This window comes from Grimontia indica (assembly GCF_000333895.2).
GTDB classification, from domain to species: domain Bacteria; phylum Pseudomonadota; class Gammaproteobacteria; order Enterobacterales; family Vibrionaceae; genus Enterovibrio; species Enterovibrio indicus.
Map to the genome: position 1 here is coordinate 26,715 of NZ_ANFM02000036.1, position 18,032 is coordinate 44,746.

An 18,032-nucleotide genomic window follows, 5' to 3' on the forward strand; every position below is an offset into this window, starting at 1 on the left:
GCTTCTTTGTTTTTATCACCATACGTACAAGGTTTCAGACACAGAGCCTGCCTAACACAACCATTACCGAACGCTAACAAAACTCAGTAGGTTATGAACCAAAGTGTACTTACCAAGACGCCATATTAACGAGGTGGCTTGGCACAACTGCTGCAGCAAACACCCAATTTAATAACTCCAATGGAAATAGGAGATAGAGAAATGACTATGTTCAAAACACTGATGTTAACCTTCGCAGTATTTTTCTCAGGCCTGGCACTCGCCAGCGACACCGCTACTGACTGCTCGGAAGGTTCTGAAGCCCCAGAGTGTCAGGTAAAGGATGACAGCAGCACTAACTGATCGTGCTGGACAGCGCTGTGAATTCTGCTTGTTTCCCTTAGCGCTGACATATCCTGAAAAATGACACGCCAAAAGAAAGGCCAGTGATCAGTCACTGGCCTTTTTGTCTTTTCATCTTGGGCTTATATTTCTGATCACCTACTTACTGTGATTGATATTAATCACGCAGGTAAATCATCCAATACCACATACCAACAAACAAGCCACCGCCTATGATGTTACCCAAGGTCACCGGCACCAGGTTGTTGATGAAGAAATTGGTGAAGGTCAGATCCGCAAAGTCTGCCACGTTCATGCCTGTCATCGCCCAGAAAGACTCTGGCGCAAAGTACTTGATACCAATCGCCATCGGCACCTGGAACATGTTCGCAATACAGTGCTCAAAGCCTGCCGACACAAACATCGCCACCGGCAGAATCATCACCAGAATCTTGTCAGTCAGAGTGCGGCCTGAGTAGGTCATCCATACTGCAATGCACACCAGCACATTACACATAATGCCGAGTGCCACTGCCTGGAAAAAGCCATGGTGCAATTTGTGCTGCGCGATATTCATGGCGTTAATGCCCACCTGTCCGTTGCCGAACATGTATTGCTGAGCGATCAACATACAGATCACCAGCAGAATTGCACCAATCAGGTTGCCGCCGTAAACCACCAGCCAGTTCTTAAACAACGCGCCCCAGGTAATCTTACCACTGGCTCGCGCCACCAAAGTGAGTACCGAACTCGTGAATAGCTCGCCACCGGTAATGATCACCAGGATTAACCCCAGACTGAATGCCAAACCACCAACAAAGCGCGTCATACCCCAAGGCATGTCACCAGCACCAGTGGTCACTGTCGTATAGAAAATGAATGCAATACCGATATGAATACCGGCGGATATCGCCAGAAGGAACGATTTGAACGGGTCTTTGGTTGCTTTCGCTACACCAATTTCTGCAGCACGCTCCGCGATCTGCGGCGGTGGCAGAGAGTCAAACTGAGTAAAGTTCATGGTTAATAGCACTTAGTGTGAACAGGGAGGGCGCGGATAATCTCTCCATTTGCTTACTTTTTCAAGGGGAAATTAATATCTCATTTTTAATGCACAAAATGCCCAGATAACGTTCAAGAAGATAGTGTCAAACCCTTTGTTGGCGTAGCCTGAACCCTAAAGTGAATTTTTGAGTTAATTCGCAATAAGTCTCTTGGGCGATGAAATCATCACAAAGACGTAACACAATTCACTTTCAGGTTTTCTATAACCGACAATTCTGCAGGGAAAAGTGGGGTTGTCTGAAAATATCACCCTGAATTTTAATGATTTGCCATCATATTTAGGCAGTAAGGTCTTTTGACCATAGTGGACAGGGAGAGAGTCAGTCTGTGTTAGCGTATTTACTGCGACGGTTATTGCTCGTCGTTCCCACATTTCTTGGCATCACATTAGTGATCTTTGCCATCACCCGATTTGTGCCGGGTGGGCCCGTTGAGCGCATGCTCGCCCAATCCCAGTTTATGCAGGAAGGCGCATCACAGACCCAGAGCTTTCAGGACAACTCCGCGCTGGATGAATATCAGCTCGAAGAACTGAACGCTTTCTACGGTCTAGACAAGCCAGTGATGGAGGCATATTGGGAATGGTTGAACCGCCTTCTGGTGCTCGATTTTGGCGAATCTACCCGTTACTACGAGCCCGTGCTGGATATGATTATCGAGCGGCTTCCCGTCTCCATGTTCTACGGCGGCATGACTTTCCTGATTGCCTATTTGGTCTCTATCCCTCTCGGCTACTACAAAGCCGTTAAGCACAATACTGCCTTTGATAACGCCTCTTCCGTGCTGATCTTTGTGGGTTATGCCCTTCCGGGTTATGTGGTCGGCATCCTGCTATTGAGTGTTTTCTCCTTCCATCTCGACTGGTTCCCCATGGGTGGATTTACCTCTGATGACTTTGACGATTTAGAGTCCAAAGGTGAGATGATCAAAGACGTGCTCTGGCATGCCGTACTGCCACTGATTTGTTACATCATCGGTGATTTCGCCACCCTGACCATCACCATGAAGAACAACCTGATGGAGAACCTCTCCGCCGATTACATACGTACCGCCATTGCTAAAGGTCTGCCATTTAAAGACGCGGTGCGTAAACACGCGATGCAGAACAGTTTGATTCCTCTGGCGAGCCATTTCGGTAACTCGCTGTTGTTCTTCCTGACTGGTTCCTTCCTGATCGAAGTGGTGTTCAACATCGACGGCATTGGCCTGCTTGGCTATGAAGCCATTATGGAAAGGGATTATCCGGTGGTGATGGCCATTGTGGCACTGAACGCCGCTATGCTGCTGGTGGGTAACATCGTTTCAGATATCTGTGTGGCACTCGTGGATCCACGAGTAAGGTTTGGTGAATGATGATGACTCTCAGCCCACTAACGAAAAAGAAGATCAAACGCTTCAAGGAAATTAAACCGGGTTATTGGTCTTTCATTGTCCTCTCTACCCTATTGCTGCTTTCCCTGTTTGCAGAGTTTTTCATTAACAGCAAAGCCCTGATGGTGCGCTATAACGGCGAGCTGTTCTTCCCTGTGGTGAGCGATGTTCGCCTCGGCACCGAGTTTGGACAGGATTACCAAAGCGAAGCAAATTATCGCGAGCTTCAAGCGCTGTTTGAGGAAGAAGACAAAGGCAACTTCGTGATCATGCCTTTGGTGCCCTGGAACCCGTATGAGCAGGATTTTATCGAGGGTGAATTCCCGCCTTACGCACCAAGCATTGAATCACAGCATTACCTCGGCACCGATGTGATTGGCCGTGACGTGCTGGCACGCTTGTTCTATGGCTTTCGCATCGCCATGATGTACGCCCTCACCACCATGACCATCTGTTTTGCGATTGGTACCGTGATTGGCTGTGCCATGGGCTTTTTCGGTGGCAAGTTCGACCTTATCAGTCAGCGCTTTATTGAGGTCTGGTCGATGATCCCCTTCCTCTACGTCATCATGATACTGGTCTCGATCACCAAGCCCACCTTCACCCTCTTTGTCGCCATCAACGTCATATTCGGCTGGATGGGGATAACCTGGTACATGCGGACCATGACCTACAAAGAATCCGCACGGGAATACGTGATGGCCGCGAGAGCACTCGGCGCGTCTACCACACGTATCCTGCTGAAACATATTCTGCCTAACACCATGGTCATGGTGATCACTCTGGCACCCTTTACCATTGTGGCTAACATAACCGCATTGACCGCGCTAGATTATCTAGGCCTTGGTCTTGCGCCACCAACACCGAGCTGGGGAGAGTTACTGCAGCAAGGTAAGTCAAACCTCGACAGCCCATGGATTGTCACCTCAGTAGTCACCGCCACTGTGCTGGTGCTCACCATGGTGACCTTTATTGGCGATGCGGTTCGCGCTGCATTCGACCCGAAAAAATTCACCCGTTATGTCTGACAAGGAAGTGACCATGTTTAAATTGACCACACTCGCCGCTTTAAGCGCACTCGCTTTCACCGCGCAAGCCGCCGAACTTCCTGCCAACCTTAACTGGCAGACAAACTGGGACGATCCGGTATTTGCGTCTGACAAAGCCAAACGTGGCGGAACATTGCGCACTCACCTCGCCAGTTTCCCACTCACGCTTCGCACCGTGGGGCCAGACTCAAACTCAGGCTTACGCACTTACTTCCTCGATGAAGTGCCGGGACTCGTCACGCGCCACCCTGATACCTTGAACTGGATACCTGACATTGCCACCGAATGGGCATTTGCTGGCGACAACAAAACGGTCTATTTCAAACTCAATCCAGACGCAAAGTGGAACGACGGTAAAGCCATCACGGCAAGCGATTTCGAATTCATGCTCACGTTTTACCGCTCCAAAGACATTGTTGCACCCTACTACAACGACTACTACACCAACACCATTGCCGATGTGGTGAAAATCGACGACCACACGCTTGCCGTTAGTACTGTGGAAGAGAAAAACCAGGAAGAGTTAATGCTGACAGTCGGTGGCCTGAACCCCAAGCCAGCGCACTTTTTCAGCCGAGGGAAAGACAAAAACGGCGATGGCATGGACGACGACTATGTCCGTAAATACAACTTCAAAGCAGAGCCGACAGCAAGCCCATACTTTGTCGACAAGATTAAAAAGGGTAAGAGCCTGACGTTGAAACACGTCGGTGACGACTGGTGGGGTTACGAAAACAAATACTATCAGAACCGCTATAACGTCGACAAAATACGCTTCACAGTGATCAGAGACCAGGATCTTGCCCGCCAGCACTTTGAAAAAGGCAAGCTGGATGTCTTTGAGCTGACCCTGCCAGAAGTATGGCATGAAAAGACAGATGGCGAAGTCTACCAAAAAGGCTATGTTCATCGTTTCTGGGGCTTCAACGAAGTGCCTCAGGGTGCCGGGGGACTGTGGCTCAACACCGCTCAGCCGCTATTAGGTGATATCAATATCCGCCGCGGCATCATGCATGCTACGGACATGGACGGTTTGATTGCAAAGCTGATACGCGGAGACTATTCCCGTAAGCCACACGCGACAGGATCAGGTAACGGAAAATACTCTTGGGAAGGAGCAACGCCACCAGCCTTCGATGCAGAGTTAGCGATTTCCCATTTCACGAAAGCTGGCTTTGACAGCGTCGGTGGCGACGGTGTGCGCGTCAACGACAAAGGAGAGCGCCTGTCTTTCGAGTTGGTCTACCCATATCCATCCTGGATACCACGCATGGCTTATCTCAAAGAGCAAGCGAAACTGGCCGGACTCGATTTCCAACTCAAATTGATTGATGGTGCTACCGGCTTCAAATACATGTCGGAGAAAAAGCACCAATTAGCCTTCATCAATATGGGTGCAAAAGAGATCCCTGGGTATTGGGAGTACTTCCACTCTGAAAACGCGAATAAGCCGCAAACCAATAACTTCAATAATTTCAGCACACCAGAGCTGGATGAATTGATCACCCAATACCGCTCTGAGTTTGACCTGACCAAAAAACAGCAACTGGCTCATGAAATCCAACGCATTATCCAAGATGCGTCTGTCGTCGTACCAAGCTACATCCTGCCATGGAGTCGTCAAGGCTACTGGCGCTGGATGCAGTACCCAGAAAACCCGATGCAGAAAAGAATGGATTACCTGTTCACCGTTGGCCGCATTTATGGCTTGAGCACCTTCTGGATTGATTCAGATGTGAAAAAAGAAACGCTCAAAGCCATGGACGAAGGCAAAGCATTTGAACCCGTGACAGTGATTGACGATCGCTACAAGCGATAAAGGCAGGAAAGATGACGGAACCGGTTCTCAGCGTCCGCAGATTAGAAACAGAATTCACCACTGATGACGGTGTAGTGAAAATCCTCCACGGCGTGAATTTCGATGTCATGGCAGGCCGAACCCTAGGTTTGGTCGGTGAATCAGGCAGTGGTAAAAGCGTCACTGCCATGTCCATCATGGGCTTGCTCCCCAAGCCTTATGGGCAGGTCACGTCTGGCGAGATCCTCTATCGTGGCATCGACTTAGTCAGCCTGCCGCCGGAAGAGATGTACCAAATGCGCGGTAACCGGATTTCCATGATATTTCAGGACCCGATGACCGCACTGAATCCGGTGCATTCCATTGGCAAGCAGCTGACCGAAGTACTCGCACTCCACAATCCGGAGATGAGCAAGAAAGCGCAACAGGCTGCCGCCCTTGAAATGCTGGAAAAAGTCAAAATTCCAATGCCGGAAAAGCGGCTCAATGAATACCCGCATAACCTTTCCGGCGGCATGCGACAACGTGTGATGATTGCAATGGCATTGGCCTGCAGACCCGACATTCTGATCTGTGACGAGCCCACCACCGCGCTGGATGTGACGGTTCAGGCCTCGATTCTCGACCTGATGAATGACCTGCAGGAAGAAACGGGCATGGCGATGATATTCATCACCCATGATTTGGGCGTTGTCGCGGAGATTTGTGATGATGTAGCGGTAATGTATGGCGGAAAAATCGTCGAGAATGCCGACGTGTTCGATCTGTTTGACCACCCTCAGCACCCGTACACCAAGCGCTTGCTCGGCCTGATGCCGGATCTGACTACCGAACCCAAGCAGTTGATTGATATCCCTGAGATCGATCCTGCGCTGTTTCCGGAATTTCGAGGTTAACCATGGAAGAGTTGCTAAGAATCGATAACCTTTGCAAACACTTCGTTTCCGGCAAAGGTATTTTCAAAAAGGGCTACACCATCAAAGCGGTGGATGGCGTTTCTTTCAGCGTGAAGCGTGGCGAAACCCTAGGCTTGGTCGGCGAATCTGGCTGCGGGAAAAGCACCCTTGGGCGCACCATCCTCAAGCTTTATGAGCCGACAGGTGGCAAGATTTTCTTTGAAGGCAAAGACATCACCGACCTCAGCCCGCGTGCGATGCGTCCGCTTCGTAAAGAGATTCAAATCGTGTTTCAGGATCCGCTGGAATCCCTTAATCAGCGCCACACCGTGGGCATGATTCTGGAAGAGCCTTTCGAGATCCATAACATCGGCACCCGCGCAGAGCGTAAACAGTGGGTAGAGGAACTCTTAGTAAAAGTTGGCTTGCCCGTAGAAGCGGCCAGTCGCTATCCTCACGAGTTCTCCGGCGGTCAGCGTCAGCGTATCGGTATTGCACGGGCGATTGCACTGAAACCCAAGCTACTGATTTGTGACGAATCTGTCTCCGCATTGGATGTATCAGTACAGGCACAAATCCTGAACTTGCTGTTAAAGCTGCAACAGGAAATGAACCTGGCAATGATATTCATCTCCCACGACCTTTCCGTGGTGCGTCAGGTATCAGATAACGTCGCGGTGATGTATTTCGGCAACATGGTGGAATACGGCAATGCAAAAGCGCTGTATGCCGACCCGCAACATGAATACACCCAAACACTGCTGTCGGCAGTGCCGGTGAATCACCCGAGAAACCGTAAGAAAAAACGGCCTGCGGAAGCCACCAGCTAATACCAATCGTAGTAAGTATCTGCTACCTACTGTGATTGGTATAAAAGCAAAAAGCCCTGTCCGGAGACAGGGCTTTTTCTTGTTCATCAAGAGGCTATGCTTACCACATCAGATCGTCAGGGATCTTGAAGTCTGCGTATGGATCGTCCTCGTCCATCGCCTGTTCATCCACCGTGTTGTTCAACACGATAGTGTTTTCATCTCGCTGAACAATTTTGTCCGCCACCACACCAGGAACGATCGCGTAACCTTCACCATCACGGGCAATCGCCAAGCGGCCATTCACCAGTTGGTCTTGGGTGGCTTTATCAACATAAATCTTTTTCACCAGCGTGCCGTCAGTGAAGTTGTAGCCGATATCGCCGTCTTTGCGGTCAATCTTGTTCATCTCGACCAATTGCTTCACCTGCGCGGCAATCGCCTTTTTCTCGGCTTCCTGCTGCTTCTGGCGGTTCAACTCCTGATCTTGCGCGACCTGCGCGGCGCGTTTTTCTTCAACAGCGGCTTTGGCTTCTTTTGCCAGCGTGCGCGATTTCTTCGAGCTCTTACCGGCCTTCTTCATTTTCTTTTTGTCGATAAGACCAGCTTGAAGCATCTGCTCTTGTAGGGATAGTTTTGCCATGTTGACTCCGTAGCGGGCGCTATTTTCCCGAATTAATGGCCGAATCATACCATTTAAGCCAGATTCGGCGCACCTCCAAACGGGTTAAACACCCATTGCTGACACTTGCGCTTTCACCTGAGCAAACGGATAAGCTGCGAGCTTGCCGAACCCTTCGATTTTCCCGGCGCGTAAACGTCCGGTCAGTGGCGTTGCAATACCACACAGGAACCTTGTCGCCGCCTCTGCCGAGACTTGCGTGCCGTCTTTCGCGGCGGCATCAAGCAAAGGCTGGAGCAAACGCTGTAACTCCGCAGCATCCAGTTCTGCCTGAGCGCTGGCTTTTGGCAACAATGCAACATTGCCACGACACACCGAGCAATGGCCACATTGCGCTGGTGCGTGTTGGTCAGCGAAATACGCTGCCAAGCGATGGCTCAAACAGGTCTCGGTTTCAAACAGAGACAGCATGGCTTCCACACGGTTGATTTCCGACGCTTCTTTGGTGAGGAAGAGTTGATGCATCTGCTCGCTCAGTTGCGCTGCTTGCTCACTCTGACACGCCTCAAGCTGAGTAACGCGGTAAACGTCCATCATCTGCTTGCTTTCAAGCTCTATCCAGCCTTTGTCAGCAAAGTAATCCAATGCCGTGACAGCGCGCTTTCTTTCCGCGCTGTAGCCTTGCCAAAGCGCATCAAAGTCCACGCTATGCCAGGTGCGCGATTTTGGTGAGCATTGGAAAATCGCCTCGACAAATTGTCTTCTCTCGCCTTCAAACTGGTTCAATACCTGTTCAGGCTCCACCAGCATTTTGAAACGGTAATCGGCGAAGTAACTGAACTGCGGTTCGATGATGCCCGCAAGCTCGAGGTAAACCAGCAAGGTTTTAAGCGGCAACTGACGCACATTGGATTCTTTGGAAAGGCGGGTCAGCATCACTTCCCATGGTCTACCCGCAGGTGTCGAACCAATCTCATCAATCACGGCGCGAATGGCAATCAAATCCGGCGTGTCACCGTACACAAAGTTTTCCAACACACTGACCGATTCGCGGTTAGCCAGTACAGAGCAGACTGACGGCAAGCCATCACGCCCTGCCCGTCCGATTTCCTGACTGTAGTTCTCCACCGATTTTGGCAAATCGTAGTGAATCACTGCACGTATATCCGCTTTATCAACGCCCATGCCGAATGCAATGGTCGCCACAATGCAGTTGATTTCCCCACGCATAAAAGCGTTTTGAATCCGCTGGCGATCATCACTCACCATGCCTGCATGGTAAGCCTGCGCGGCAACGCCAGCGGCTCTGAGTTTGCCTGCCACACTCTCGGCGGTTTGCTGCAAGGTGACATAAACAATGGTGGGCTGAGGAAGCGGCACGCTCTGCATCAAGCTAAGTAATGCCTCGTCTTTTTGCTCTTCCGCACAAGGAAGCACGTTGAGATCCAGGTTCTGACGATAGAAGCCCGTCACCTCGACATTCTCAGGGGCGATGCCGAACTTATTGCGCATGTCTTCGATAACCTGCGGTGTTGCAGTCGCGGTGAGAAGCAGTACTTGAGGAATATTAAGCTGGGTGCGGTAAGCCGGCAGCTTCAGGTAATCAGGACGGAAATTATGCCCCCACTCTGAAATACAGTGCGCCTCGTCCACCACCAGCAAAGAAATCGGCACTGAGGAAATAAACTGACGGAAACGCTCGTTCTTCAGACGCTCGACAGAAATCATCAGGATTTTGGTTTCACCTGCTTTCACCGAACGCATCACTTCGCGCGATTCGTCATAAGTCAGGGAAGAATCAATCGAGGCGGCAGCAATGCCCTTTCCGCGCAAAAAATCGAGCTGGTCTTTCATCAGCGCAAGCAGCGGAGAAATCACCAAAGTCAGGTGAGGAAGATGAAGCGCAGGAAGCTGGTAGCAGAGAGATTTGCCCGAACCTGTCGGAAAGATGGCCGCTGAGGAATGCCCCGCCAATACCCTTTCGACCACATTCTGCTGACCACCGCGTAAGCTCTCAAAGCCAAAAACCGTTTGGAGTGTATTCAAGTACGCATTCTTAGCTTGCGAAGATGCTTGCATCATGTGCCTCATGTCATTGGGTCAGTTCTGCGAGCAGTCTACACTGCGCAACCCTATGCTTCGAGTGCAAACACCGTTTAGACCGAGCACGCTCCGGTTTCGGGTGAAAACCAATCAAGCAGCATCATCCACTTGCCAGAAAAACGCATAAAAATCATTCCCAGACTGAGGAAGCTATCACCAAAACTTCCACCATGGCTTTTTGATTTCGAAAGTGAAAGTCGCTTCTGACTCATGGCTACCTGAAAGCACCACAGGCAGACCATTAGCAAACACATCACTGCAATCTTCATCATGCTTGAAACCCACCAGCGTGCTAGCAAGTGCAAGAGGGACTTCAAAGACATGGTCGACATCTGCCGACTCTCCACCAACTTCTTCCTGTTCGGCCAGATATTGCACTTTCAACGTCTCAAATCTCGCGGGTAATTGCCCTTCTGCTGTCAGGTTCATGAGGCTTTCCTGCGCATCATGCTCCACCTGCCAACGCTTCTCACCAGCGAACCAACACTCAGCGGAAGACATCATCACATGCTCTTCCACCGAACAGGCGATCGCCATGCCGATTCGCGACAGTTCTGCCAACGACTCTTTGGCAATGATGAGGTTGTTCGCCCCCTGACCAACCACCAAATACCAGTCATCCCGCAAAGCCACACCTGCTAAGGCAGATTCAAAATACTCGTCGGTTTCTGTCGTTGCCGTGAATCCCAACGTCTCCAATACTGCATCTTGGTTTTCGGTTTTAACCGCCACCCAGGAAAGTGAAAAGCCCATTTCTTATCCTTCAGAAAATTCGATGAGGTAATACCCAAGCAACCTGAAGATGCTCGCATTCAGAGGTCATCAATGTGTTCAATTCGAGGCAAATTTTACGAGGAATAGTCATTCTATTTCCGTGGAATTTAACGAAGAAGTGGGCGCATTGATGGCCTCCCTTCGGGCGAGTTGACTGGCGTCGTGCTCTTTGTTGTCCCTTTTTGATGGAGGTGACTACACCTGCAAAGGGACGCCGTGATCACAACACCAGTCAAACTCGCTGCAACGTGCATCTTCAGATTGTTTGGGTATAAGACTCAACACAATAGCAATGCGCCACGCCCGATTTTGTCTTGTCTATATGCCACACCAGGAATTTCTGTGGCTATCCGCAACACAGAGAGCATAAATGGGCGTAAACCTGTAACCACACTTTCTATCCGTATTTAGCCTTATCTTGCTTCGCTATACTTCAACCGCTCAACTAAGGAAGCTCTGGATTTACGCTCCAGCTCGCTAAATGGAAGATAAAATGAATCAATACGTTGTATGCGCACTCTACAAATTTGTGCGCCTTGAAGATTATGTGGAACTCCGTGAGCCATTGAAGGCGTTAATGGAGAAAAATGACATTCGCGGCACCTTGCTGCTGGCGAACGAAGGGATTAACGGCACCGTCGCCTCCACGCGCGAAGGTATCGACACCCTGTTGGCATGGCTGAAGAAAGACCCTCGCCTTGCTGATACCGTCTATAAAGAGTCATTCGACGAAAACCAGCCATTCAATCGCACCAAAGTAAAACTCAAGAAAGAGATCGTTACCTTGGGTGTAGAAGGCATCGACCCACGTCATGTGGTCGGCACCTATGTGAAACCTGAAGACTGGAACGAACTGATTTCCGACCCCGAAGTGTTTGTGGTGGATACCCGCAACGATTACGAAATCGAAATCGGCACCTTCAAGAATGCGGTGAACCCAAAAACCGACACATTCCGCGAGTTTCCGGAATACGTCGCCCAAAATATGGACCCAGCCAAACACAAGAAAGTCGCCATGTTCTGTACAGGCGGGATTCGCTGTGAGAAATCGACTGCATATATGAAAGAGCAAGGCTTTGAAGAGGTTTACCACCTGGAAGGCGGCATCCTGAAATACCTGGAAGAAGTACCTCAGGAAGAAAGCCTTTGGGAAGGCGATTGCTATGTGTTTGATGGCCGTGTAGCGGTAAACCACCAGCTTGAGAAGAGCGGCTATGCCATGTGTAACGCCTGCCGTTTACCTATCACCGAAGAAGACATGCAGTCTGAAGCGTTCGAGCAAGGCGTCAGCTGCCCTAAGTGCATCGACAAACACACCGACGAGCAAAAAGCCCGTTTCCGTGAACGTGAGAAGCAAGTGCAGCTCTCAAGGGCGCGCGGCGAAATTCATGTTGGTGGCGAAGCTGACCAAATCATTACCCAGCGCAGAAATGAAAAGCTGGCGAAAAAGGCAGAGCAGCGGAAAGCAAAGTAAGGCTGCTTGAATGCCCCGAAAAAATCCCCTCAGCGGAAACGCGAGGGGATTTTTTGATGGTTTAAGTCAGCATCTGCTCAGATTTTCAACATGCCACCCTCATACTTATTCCACTAATTAGGTTGATTTATGGCTTAGTATCACGAATGAGAAAGCTCCTCTCGGAGAGGTATTCGTACAATCTCGATGTTGGTAAGTCAATCTCAACGATTGACGCCGTAAACAACGCAATAAGAGAAGGATGCCTATGATGAAAAAATCTATTCTCACCTCACTCGTAATCACCGCTTTATTTGCCAAACCAATACACGCCGCCTGCCTTGGAAATGTTTACTCCCTTAATGCTGGCAGAGGGGACGTTGGTATTTTGGTAGACATCCAAGAGAATGAAAAGCTAACAGGTTCTTATAACGGCAGCCGAGCGCTTGCAGTGTCGAGAGCATCTTTCAGTAGCTCTGCCATGACCTATGACAGCATCAATAACCGCATTTATTATGTCAGTGCACCACGCCCTACGAGATACTTCGTAGAGGGACTGGAAGATCTTGTCACTGCTGAGGAGTTGAAAAATATAAGTTTCCACGCGGCTGCCTCAGAATCTACTCAACTTGCCTATTATGATCCCTCTACGAAGCAGCATACTGTCGTTGGAAATGTCAAAGACACTTTCCGCATGGCTTTTGATAGTTCATCGGGCCAAATCTTCGCCTCTAACAACAATGAGATCTTCTCTATCGACCCCTCGAATGGCACCACAACGCCGATAGCAGATTTCGATGTAAATCTGCGCAGCAGTGGTTTTACTTCTTGGGGCGACTTCGTGTTTTACAAAGGCGAATTACTGTTTGTCACCAACACACGTACGTTCTCTATCAACACTTCTACAGGCGCTGCGACGCTAAAAGCGTTCCACAGTATTGGTTTCATCACCAGCGCCACACTCGACCAAAATGGCCAAATGCTCATTGCGGCTAAGAATCAGAATGTGACAGGGAATATCAACAGCACATTCCTCTGGCGTTTACACCCCGAGACAGGCGAAGTCGTGAAAGTCGGACTTATACCAGCCAGACTCAGCGCTATGGCAACAAATACGCAAGAAGATTACACATGCTACCCTGCAACGGTATTCCCAAGTCAGCGTGAAAATGACGTTGATAATGTCCTCGGTAGCACGGTAGAAGAGGGCAATACAGCCACCTTTACCGTCAATTTTGATAAAGATACGGCTGCAGCGACAGATATTAACCTTACACTCAATAACGGCAGCGCTGTCATTAACAGTGATTTTAGTGGGGCGGTGACTATCGAGTTTGAAGATGGTTCTTCGGTCAGTGCAAACCTGAGTAGTAGTGCTACAAATGTGAGCGTGCCGCCCGGCAACGGTTGGCTGAAAGTCAAGGTCAACACCATCGAAGATACTGTGTTTGAAAGTAACGAGAATTTCTCACTCAGAGCATGGTTCCGCGACAATGAGAGCGATGCGAAATCGGCTTCATCGACAATCACGAACGATGACTACCAAATTACCCAGTTACTCGGTAACCCCGAGATGAATTACCGTGGCGTTTGGAGTGAAATCGAAAACGGATTGAATGGAAGAAATCTGGACCACAGTTACGGCTCATATAATTTCAACACGGGTGGTCAAGGCCAAGGCGCCGCAGTCTATCAATACTTCAATGTCGTTCCGGGTCAACAATATTCCGTTCAAACCAGGTTCTGGGCGCAAAGAAGCGGTACGGGTGGCACACACGGTGGTGAAGTAAGAATCTCCAACGGTAGTAACAACAGCAATATCTATTCCAGAAGTTTCTCGTTAACTGAAGGTAATTCAACGAACATCAACTTCAACTTTACCGTACCTTCTAACGTAAGCTACCTGCGAATACAGATCACAAATACGTCTGTATCATGCTGCGTTGAAAGCACCGACTTGAATGTAGATTATGCACGAGTCACCGGGCCTAAACCCTAATTGAACAAGGTAATGCCTAACGTTTGATTGGCCAGAACTAAAATCCCCTAAGCGGAAACGCGAGGGGATTTTTTAGCTCTGTATAGGTTCAAGAGGCTTCACCTAACACCCCTCTGGTAGATGCACTTTTGCGTTTGGACTTAACTTTGATTTAAGTATCTGAAATTGCTCGCAAGGCACATTTTTCTCACTATTAGCAAGCACTTGAACCATATTGAGATTCCCAAACAGTGGCGAAATATCTTTAAACAGGTTTGCGCTTATTTGTAGTTTTGTAAGAAGAGGCTTATTCGCCAAAGGCGTTAAATCAGCAATGTCATTGTACGAAAGATAGAGCTCTTGCAGCTGATGCGATCTCCCAAGTACCGCAATGTCACGGATATCGTTAATGATGGCCCCTAAAATGCGCAGATTAGGCAGACTGTCGAAGCCTTTTAGATCTTTTAACCCCGTCCGGTTTGCATAAAACTCTTCAATGCTGGGTGCGAGTTCAATACCTGATGTCGTCTGAAGCGTTTTATTTCCACCGACACTGAGTACCTTCAACTGGGTAAAGGGTGCCAGCCCTTGCAAGTCAACCAGCTGATTGTCTTGCAGATACAACTCTTTCAGTGAAACCAAATCTTCAATGGCACTGAGTTCTTTGATCTTCTGACCTTGGCATACCAGTTTGGTGATTTGGCTACGCGATTCTACTTTTTGCTCTCGCTTTGCTTGCCATACACAGCGATTAAGTGCTCGTGCAGATTGCGCATCTATACCGGCTTGGTGCTGAGCTGCGCCCTGTTCTTTTGCATTTGGTTCAATCGGCGCCCCACCCACATAATTCATTTCTTGTGCAATTTGCCAGGCAAAAAAGCCCAACATAAGGATGCCCGCTGCGGGTGCGACACGGCGAGATAAGATCGCAATCAGAGACCAAAGAAAAAACAGTGCGAAGAACAGAGAGATAGCCCAAAACTGAATGAAGCTGTAAATGCGGTTTTTTTGAGGGTTATTGGGGTCAATCAAAACTTCAATTCGGTTGCCAACGGTTTGCGAACAGAGATTACGCGTAGGCATTAGCACCTTGCCTTGGGCTTTCATGCCACTCTCGGTTTCGGCAACCGGGTAATACACCACATCTTTTCGATAGCCACCCAACGTTCTCTGGGACGTTTCAATCCATTTTCCCTCACACGCTACAACGCGCGCAGGTACTTGAGTGAAAAAGTATAACGAGACATACCTTTCGACTAATAACCCAGCGACAAGCAGCAAAATCCCCCAGATAACCCATCGCGAGACTCGGGGCGATGATTGTGTAATCGATGACATTGTGTTCCCTTCCGGATATGCGGAGCTCACACTAAGCCAAGCAAAACAATTCAGTTCAATGGGTTACACAGTTTTTAGTCGTTACTCCGAGTCGGTGCACTGCAAGAGTAAGAAATACACTTACAGAGAATCTGAGGAAATTTGTGCTGGTGGCGTAGAAAGTAGAGCAGCGAAAAGCGAAGTAAGGCTATTTGATTGCCCCGGAAAAAATTCCCTCAGCGGAAACGCGAGGGAATGTTGTAAATGGCAGGCCATATATCTACACCTCACCCAATCAACTTGGTGCAATATTGCAAGACAGTAAGGATCAACAAACCTGCCTCAGGCCTATCCTAATCACAGTCAGAATAATTTGAACTGATGCATTTCAAAGCCATCCATTTAGCCTCTTTTATTTGAACCGAATTCAAACGGGTATTCGCCTCGAACTCTTCATCTGGGGATTGGTTGTAGTGACGAATGTAAAACCACATGTAAGATTTTAGATCGCTCTGCTCTACTCCTTTGCCTCTTTTATACGCCCACCCGAGCTTAGATTGTGCACGCAAATTTCCACGTTCCGCAGACATGCGATAATATCTTACAGCCTTCTCTTTATTTTGAGGGGTGCCATATCCCATATCGTACAAAACGCCAAGATTAACCTGAGAGAAGCTATCTCCTTGTTCCGCAGCTAGCTCATAGTATTTAATTGCTTTTTGATACGTTTTATAACTTCGACGTTCGCCTAGTCCCTCTGAATACATCCACCCAAGGTTAGCTTGAGCATTTTTGTAACCTTGGTCTGCTGCCATTTTGTAATACTCTATCGCCTTCTCATAATCTTGAGTTACACCCAATCCATTTCGGTAAAGCCAAGCAAGGTTGGTTTGCGCACGAGCGTACCCTTGTTCCGCAGCTAAACGATAATACTCCAAAGCCTTGGCATTACTCTGAGTAACACCTTTCCCTTCTTTATACATCCAGCCAAGGTTGGTTTGCGCACGAGCGTATCCTTGTTCCGCAGCTAAGCGATAATACTCCAAAGCTTTTGTATCACTCTGAGTGACACCTTTCCCATCTTCATACATCCAGCCAAGGTTGGTTTGCGCACGAGCGTATCCTTGTTCCGCAGCTAAGCGATAATACTCCAAAGCTTTTGTATCACTCTGAGTGACACCTTTCCCCTCTTCATACATCCAGCCAAGGTTGGTTTGCGCACGAGCGTATCCTTGTTCCGCAGCTAAGCGATAATACTCCAAAGCATTTGTATTACTCTGAGTAACACCTTTCCCCTCTTCATACATCCAGCCAAGCTGGGTTTGAGCAAATACATAACCTTGGCCAGCGGCCAATTCATAGTACGTCACCGCTTTCTCGTAGCTTTGCTCAACACCAGAACCAGATTTATACAAATTAGCCAAGCTATATTGCGCTCTAGCAAAGTTTTGTTTCGCTGACAGACGGTAGTAAGTCAAAGCCTTATCATAGCTTTGCTCAACGCCCTGTCCCTTTTCATACATCCAGCCAAGGTTGAATTGAGGTAGTGCAAAGCCCTGCAAAGCCGCTAAACGATAATATTTAGCCGCCTCGTCAAAATTTTTTTTTACCCCATAGCCATTCTGGTACATCCAACCAAGGTTATTTTGAGCAGGCGCATAACCTTGATCTGCTGACATTTTGTAATATTTCACTGCCTCACTGGCACTTTGTTTTACACCTTGCCCTTCGTCGTATGACCATCCAAGTAGATATTGGCTTTCAGCATCTCCTTTATTTGAAGCCGATCTTAGCTGAGCAATGGTTTTTTCAGTATTTGGTGCATTCCATGACCTCTCAAATACCTCTAAAAGTGGGGAGTCTGTATAGTGGCTCTCTCTTGAGGTACAGCCAGCTACCAAAAGGAATATCATCCAAAAGTGTACTTTCTTCATACACCACCCTTGAGTTGTAATTTAGGCTTAATGAAGTAAACAGAATCCATTTTAGAAAGTACATACCTTTGATACCAAAGGTCCGTTCAATATTCGGGACTAGTTATAATCACTGTATGAAAGTGTCTTAAGCTTTGTCGAAAAACATTTGCCTATCGTTTCTCTTAGTTAAACACCAAAAATGGTCATTCAGACCAGTGTTTTAGTCACATCGATGCTGAAAATAAACAAAATATGAAGCCAACAAATAAGAACTATTGCTGCTTCTTTGATTCTAGTAAAGGTATGTTTTCTAAATCGTTGGATGAGATTGAGGCAATTAAGAAGGAATTTCCGGATGAGTAAATCGAATTTTTTGCGTGGCTGAACAGTGCTGGGAATGCAAAAAAGAAAAATTTTCAGAACTGTTGCCAACACCATAAAGCTTCAAAGCCAAAACATGAGATCAAAGGGTTACGAGACTTATGACACCATAAGTTTGCAAGGTTTGGCACCATAAGTTTGCAAACGCGCTATACGGAAGTCTCATGAACTGGGTTGTG

At 48.4% G+C, this 18,032-nt stretch carries 14 protein-coding genes; 8 read left to right on the forward strand and 6 right to left on the reverse strand.

Annotated elements, in window-relative coordinates; genetic code table 11:
• Positions 1 to 201 precede the first annotated feature (201 nt).
• Positions 202 to 342 carry a hypothetical protein gene (locus D515_RS26030; protein ID WP_002540901.1) on the forward strand — a complete coding sequence of 47 codons (141 nt, stop codon included), beginning with the start codon at positions 202 to 204 and terminating at the stop codon, positions 340 to 342.
• 157 nt (positions 343 to 499) lie between these two features.
• On the opposite strand, the gene focA is transcribed toward D515_RS26030, so the two are convergent.
• Entirely contained in the window at positions 500 to 1,342 is an 843-nt protein-coding gene (gene focA, locus D515_RS19310) for a formate transporter FocA (protein WP_002540903.1), read from the reverse strand.
• Between the two features lie 371 nt (positions 1,343 to 1,713).
• Between focA and D515_RS19315 the strand changes: the two genes are divergently transcribed.
• The 5 genes from D515_RS19315 to D515_RS19335 are packed head-to-tail and all read left to right on the forward strand — an operon-like array spanning position 1,714 to position 7,330.
• On the forward strand, positions 1,714 to 2,739 hold the full coding sequence (locus D515_RS19315; protein ID WP_002540904.1) for an ABC transporter permease subunit: 1,026 nt from the start codon (positions 1,714 to 1,716) through the stop codon (positions 2,737 to 2,739).
• Positions 2,739 to 3,785: an ABC transporter permease gene (locus D515_RS19320; RefSeq protein WP_039850352.1), complete on the forward strand. Its 1,047-nt coding sequence runs from the start codon at positions 2,739 to 2,741 to the stop codon at positions 3,783 to 3,785. Before D515_RS19315 ends, D515_RS19320 begins: the two co-directional genes overlap by 1 nt.
• Before the next feature lie 13 nt (positions 3,786 to 3,798).
• A complete protein-coding gene (locus tag D515_RS19325) occupies positions 3,799 to 5,625 on the forward strand; it encodes an extracellular solute-binding protein (protein WP_002540906.1) in 1,827 nt (608 codons plus the stop codon).
• A gap of 11 nt (positions 5,626 to 5,636) precedes the next feature.
• Positions 5,637 to 6,500: an ABC transporter ATP-binding protein gene (locus D515_RS19330; RefSeq protein WP_002540908.1), complete on the forward strand. Its 864-nt coding sequence runs from the start codon at positions 5,637 to 5,639 to the stop codon at positions 6,498 to 6,500.
• Between the two features lie 2 nt (positions 6,501 to 6,502).
• Positions 6,503 to 7,330, forward strand: a complete 828-nt coding sequence (locus tag D515_RS19335) for an ABC transporter ATP-binding protein (protein WP_002540910.1) — start codon at positions 6,503 to 6,505, stop codon at positions 7,328 to 7,330.
• A gap of 100 nt (positions 7,331 to 7,430) precedes the next feature.
• On the opposite strand, the gene D515_RS19340 is transcribed toward D515_RS19335, so the two are convergent.
• The 3 genes from D515_RS19340 to D515_RS19350 all read right to left on the reverse strand — a co-directional run bounded on the left by D515_RS19340 (position 7,431) and on the right by D515_RS19350 (position 10,787).
• Entirely contained in the window at positions 7,431 to 7,952 is a 522-nt protein-coding gene (locus D515_RS19340) for a DUF2058 domain-containing protein (protein ID WP_002540911.1), read from the reverse strand.
• Between the two features lie 84 nt (positions 7,953 to 8,036).
• Positions 8,037 to 10,013, reverse strand: a complete 1,977-nt coding sequence (locus D515_RS19345) for a RecQ family ATP-dependent DNA helicase (protein WP_002540912.1) — start codon at positions 10,011 to 10,013, stop codon at positions 8,037 to 8,039.
• A 174-nt stretch (positions 10,014 to 10,187) separates the two neighbouring features.
• Complete coding sequence (locus tag D515_RS19350) at positions 10,188 to 10,787, reverse strand: hypothetical protein (protein WP_002540913.1); 600 nt, start codon at positions 10,785 to 10,787, stop codon at positions 10,188 to 10,190.
• A gap of 514 nt (positions 10,788 to 11,301) precedes the next feature.
• Here D515_RS19350 and trhO point away from each other — a divergent pair.
• Positions 11,302 to 12,282, forward strand: coding sequence for an oxygen-dependent tRNA uridine(34) hydroxylase TrhO (gene trhO, locus D515_RS19355; protein ID WP_002540915.1), 981 nt, complete (start codon positions 11,302 to 11,304; stop codon positions 12,280 to 12,282).
• A 247-nt stretch (positions 12,283 to 12,529) separates the two neighbouring features.
• Positions 12,530 to 14,260 carry a hypothetical protein gene (locus tag D515_RS19360; RefSeq protein ID WP_002540917.1) on the forward strand — a complete coding sequence of 577 codons (1,731 nt, stop codon included), beginning with the start codon at positions 12,530 to 12,532 and terminating at the stop codon, positions 14,258 to 14,260.
• A 102-nt stretch (positions 14,261 to 14,362) separates the two neighbouring features.
• Here the strand turns inward: D515_RS19360 and D515_RS19365 are convergent, their stop codons facing one another.
• Both D515_RS19365 and D515_RS19370 read right to left on the reverse strand, forming a co-directional pair.
• Positions 14,363 to 15,577, reverse strand: a complete 1,215-nt coding sequence (locus D515_RS19365; RefSeq protein ID WP_152442402.1) for a leucine-rich repeat domain-containing protein — start codon at positions 15,575 to 15,577, stop codon at positions 14,363 to 14,365.
• Positions 15,578 to 15,909: 332 nt separating this feature from the next.
• On the reverse strand, positions 15,910 to 17,490 hold the full coding sequence (locus D515_RS19370) for an SEL1-like repeat protein (RefSeq protein WP_002540920.1): 1,581 nt from the start codon (positions 17,488 to 17,490) through the stop codon (positions 15,910 to 15,912).
• Between the last annotated feature and the right edge of the window lie 542 nt (positions 17,491 to 18,032).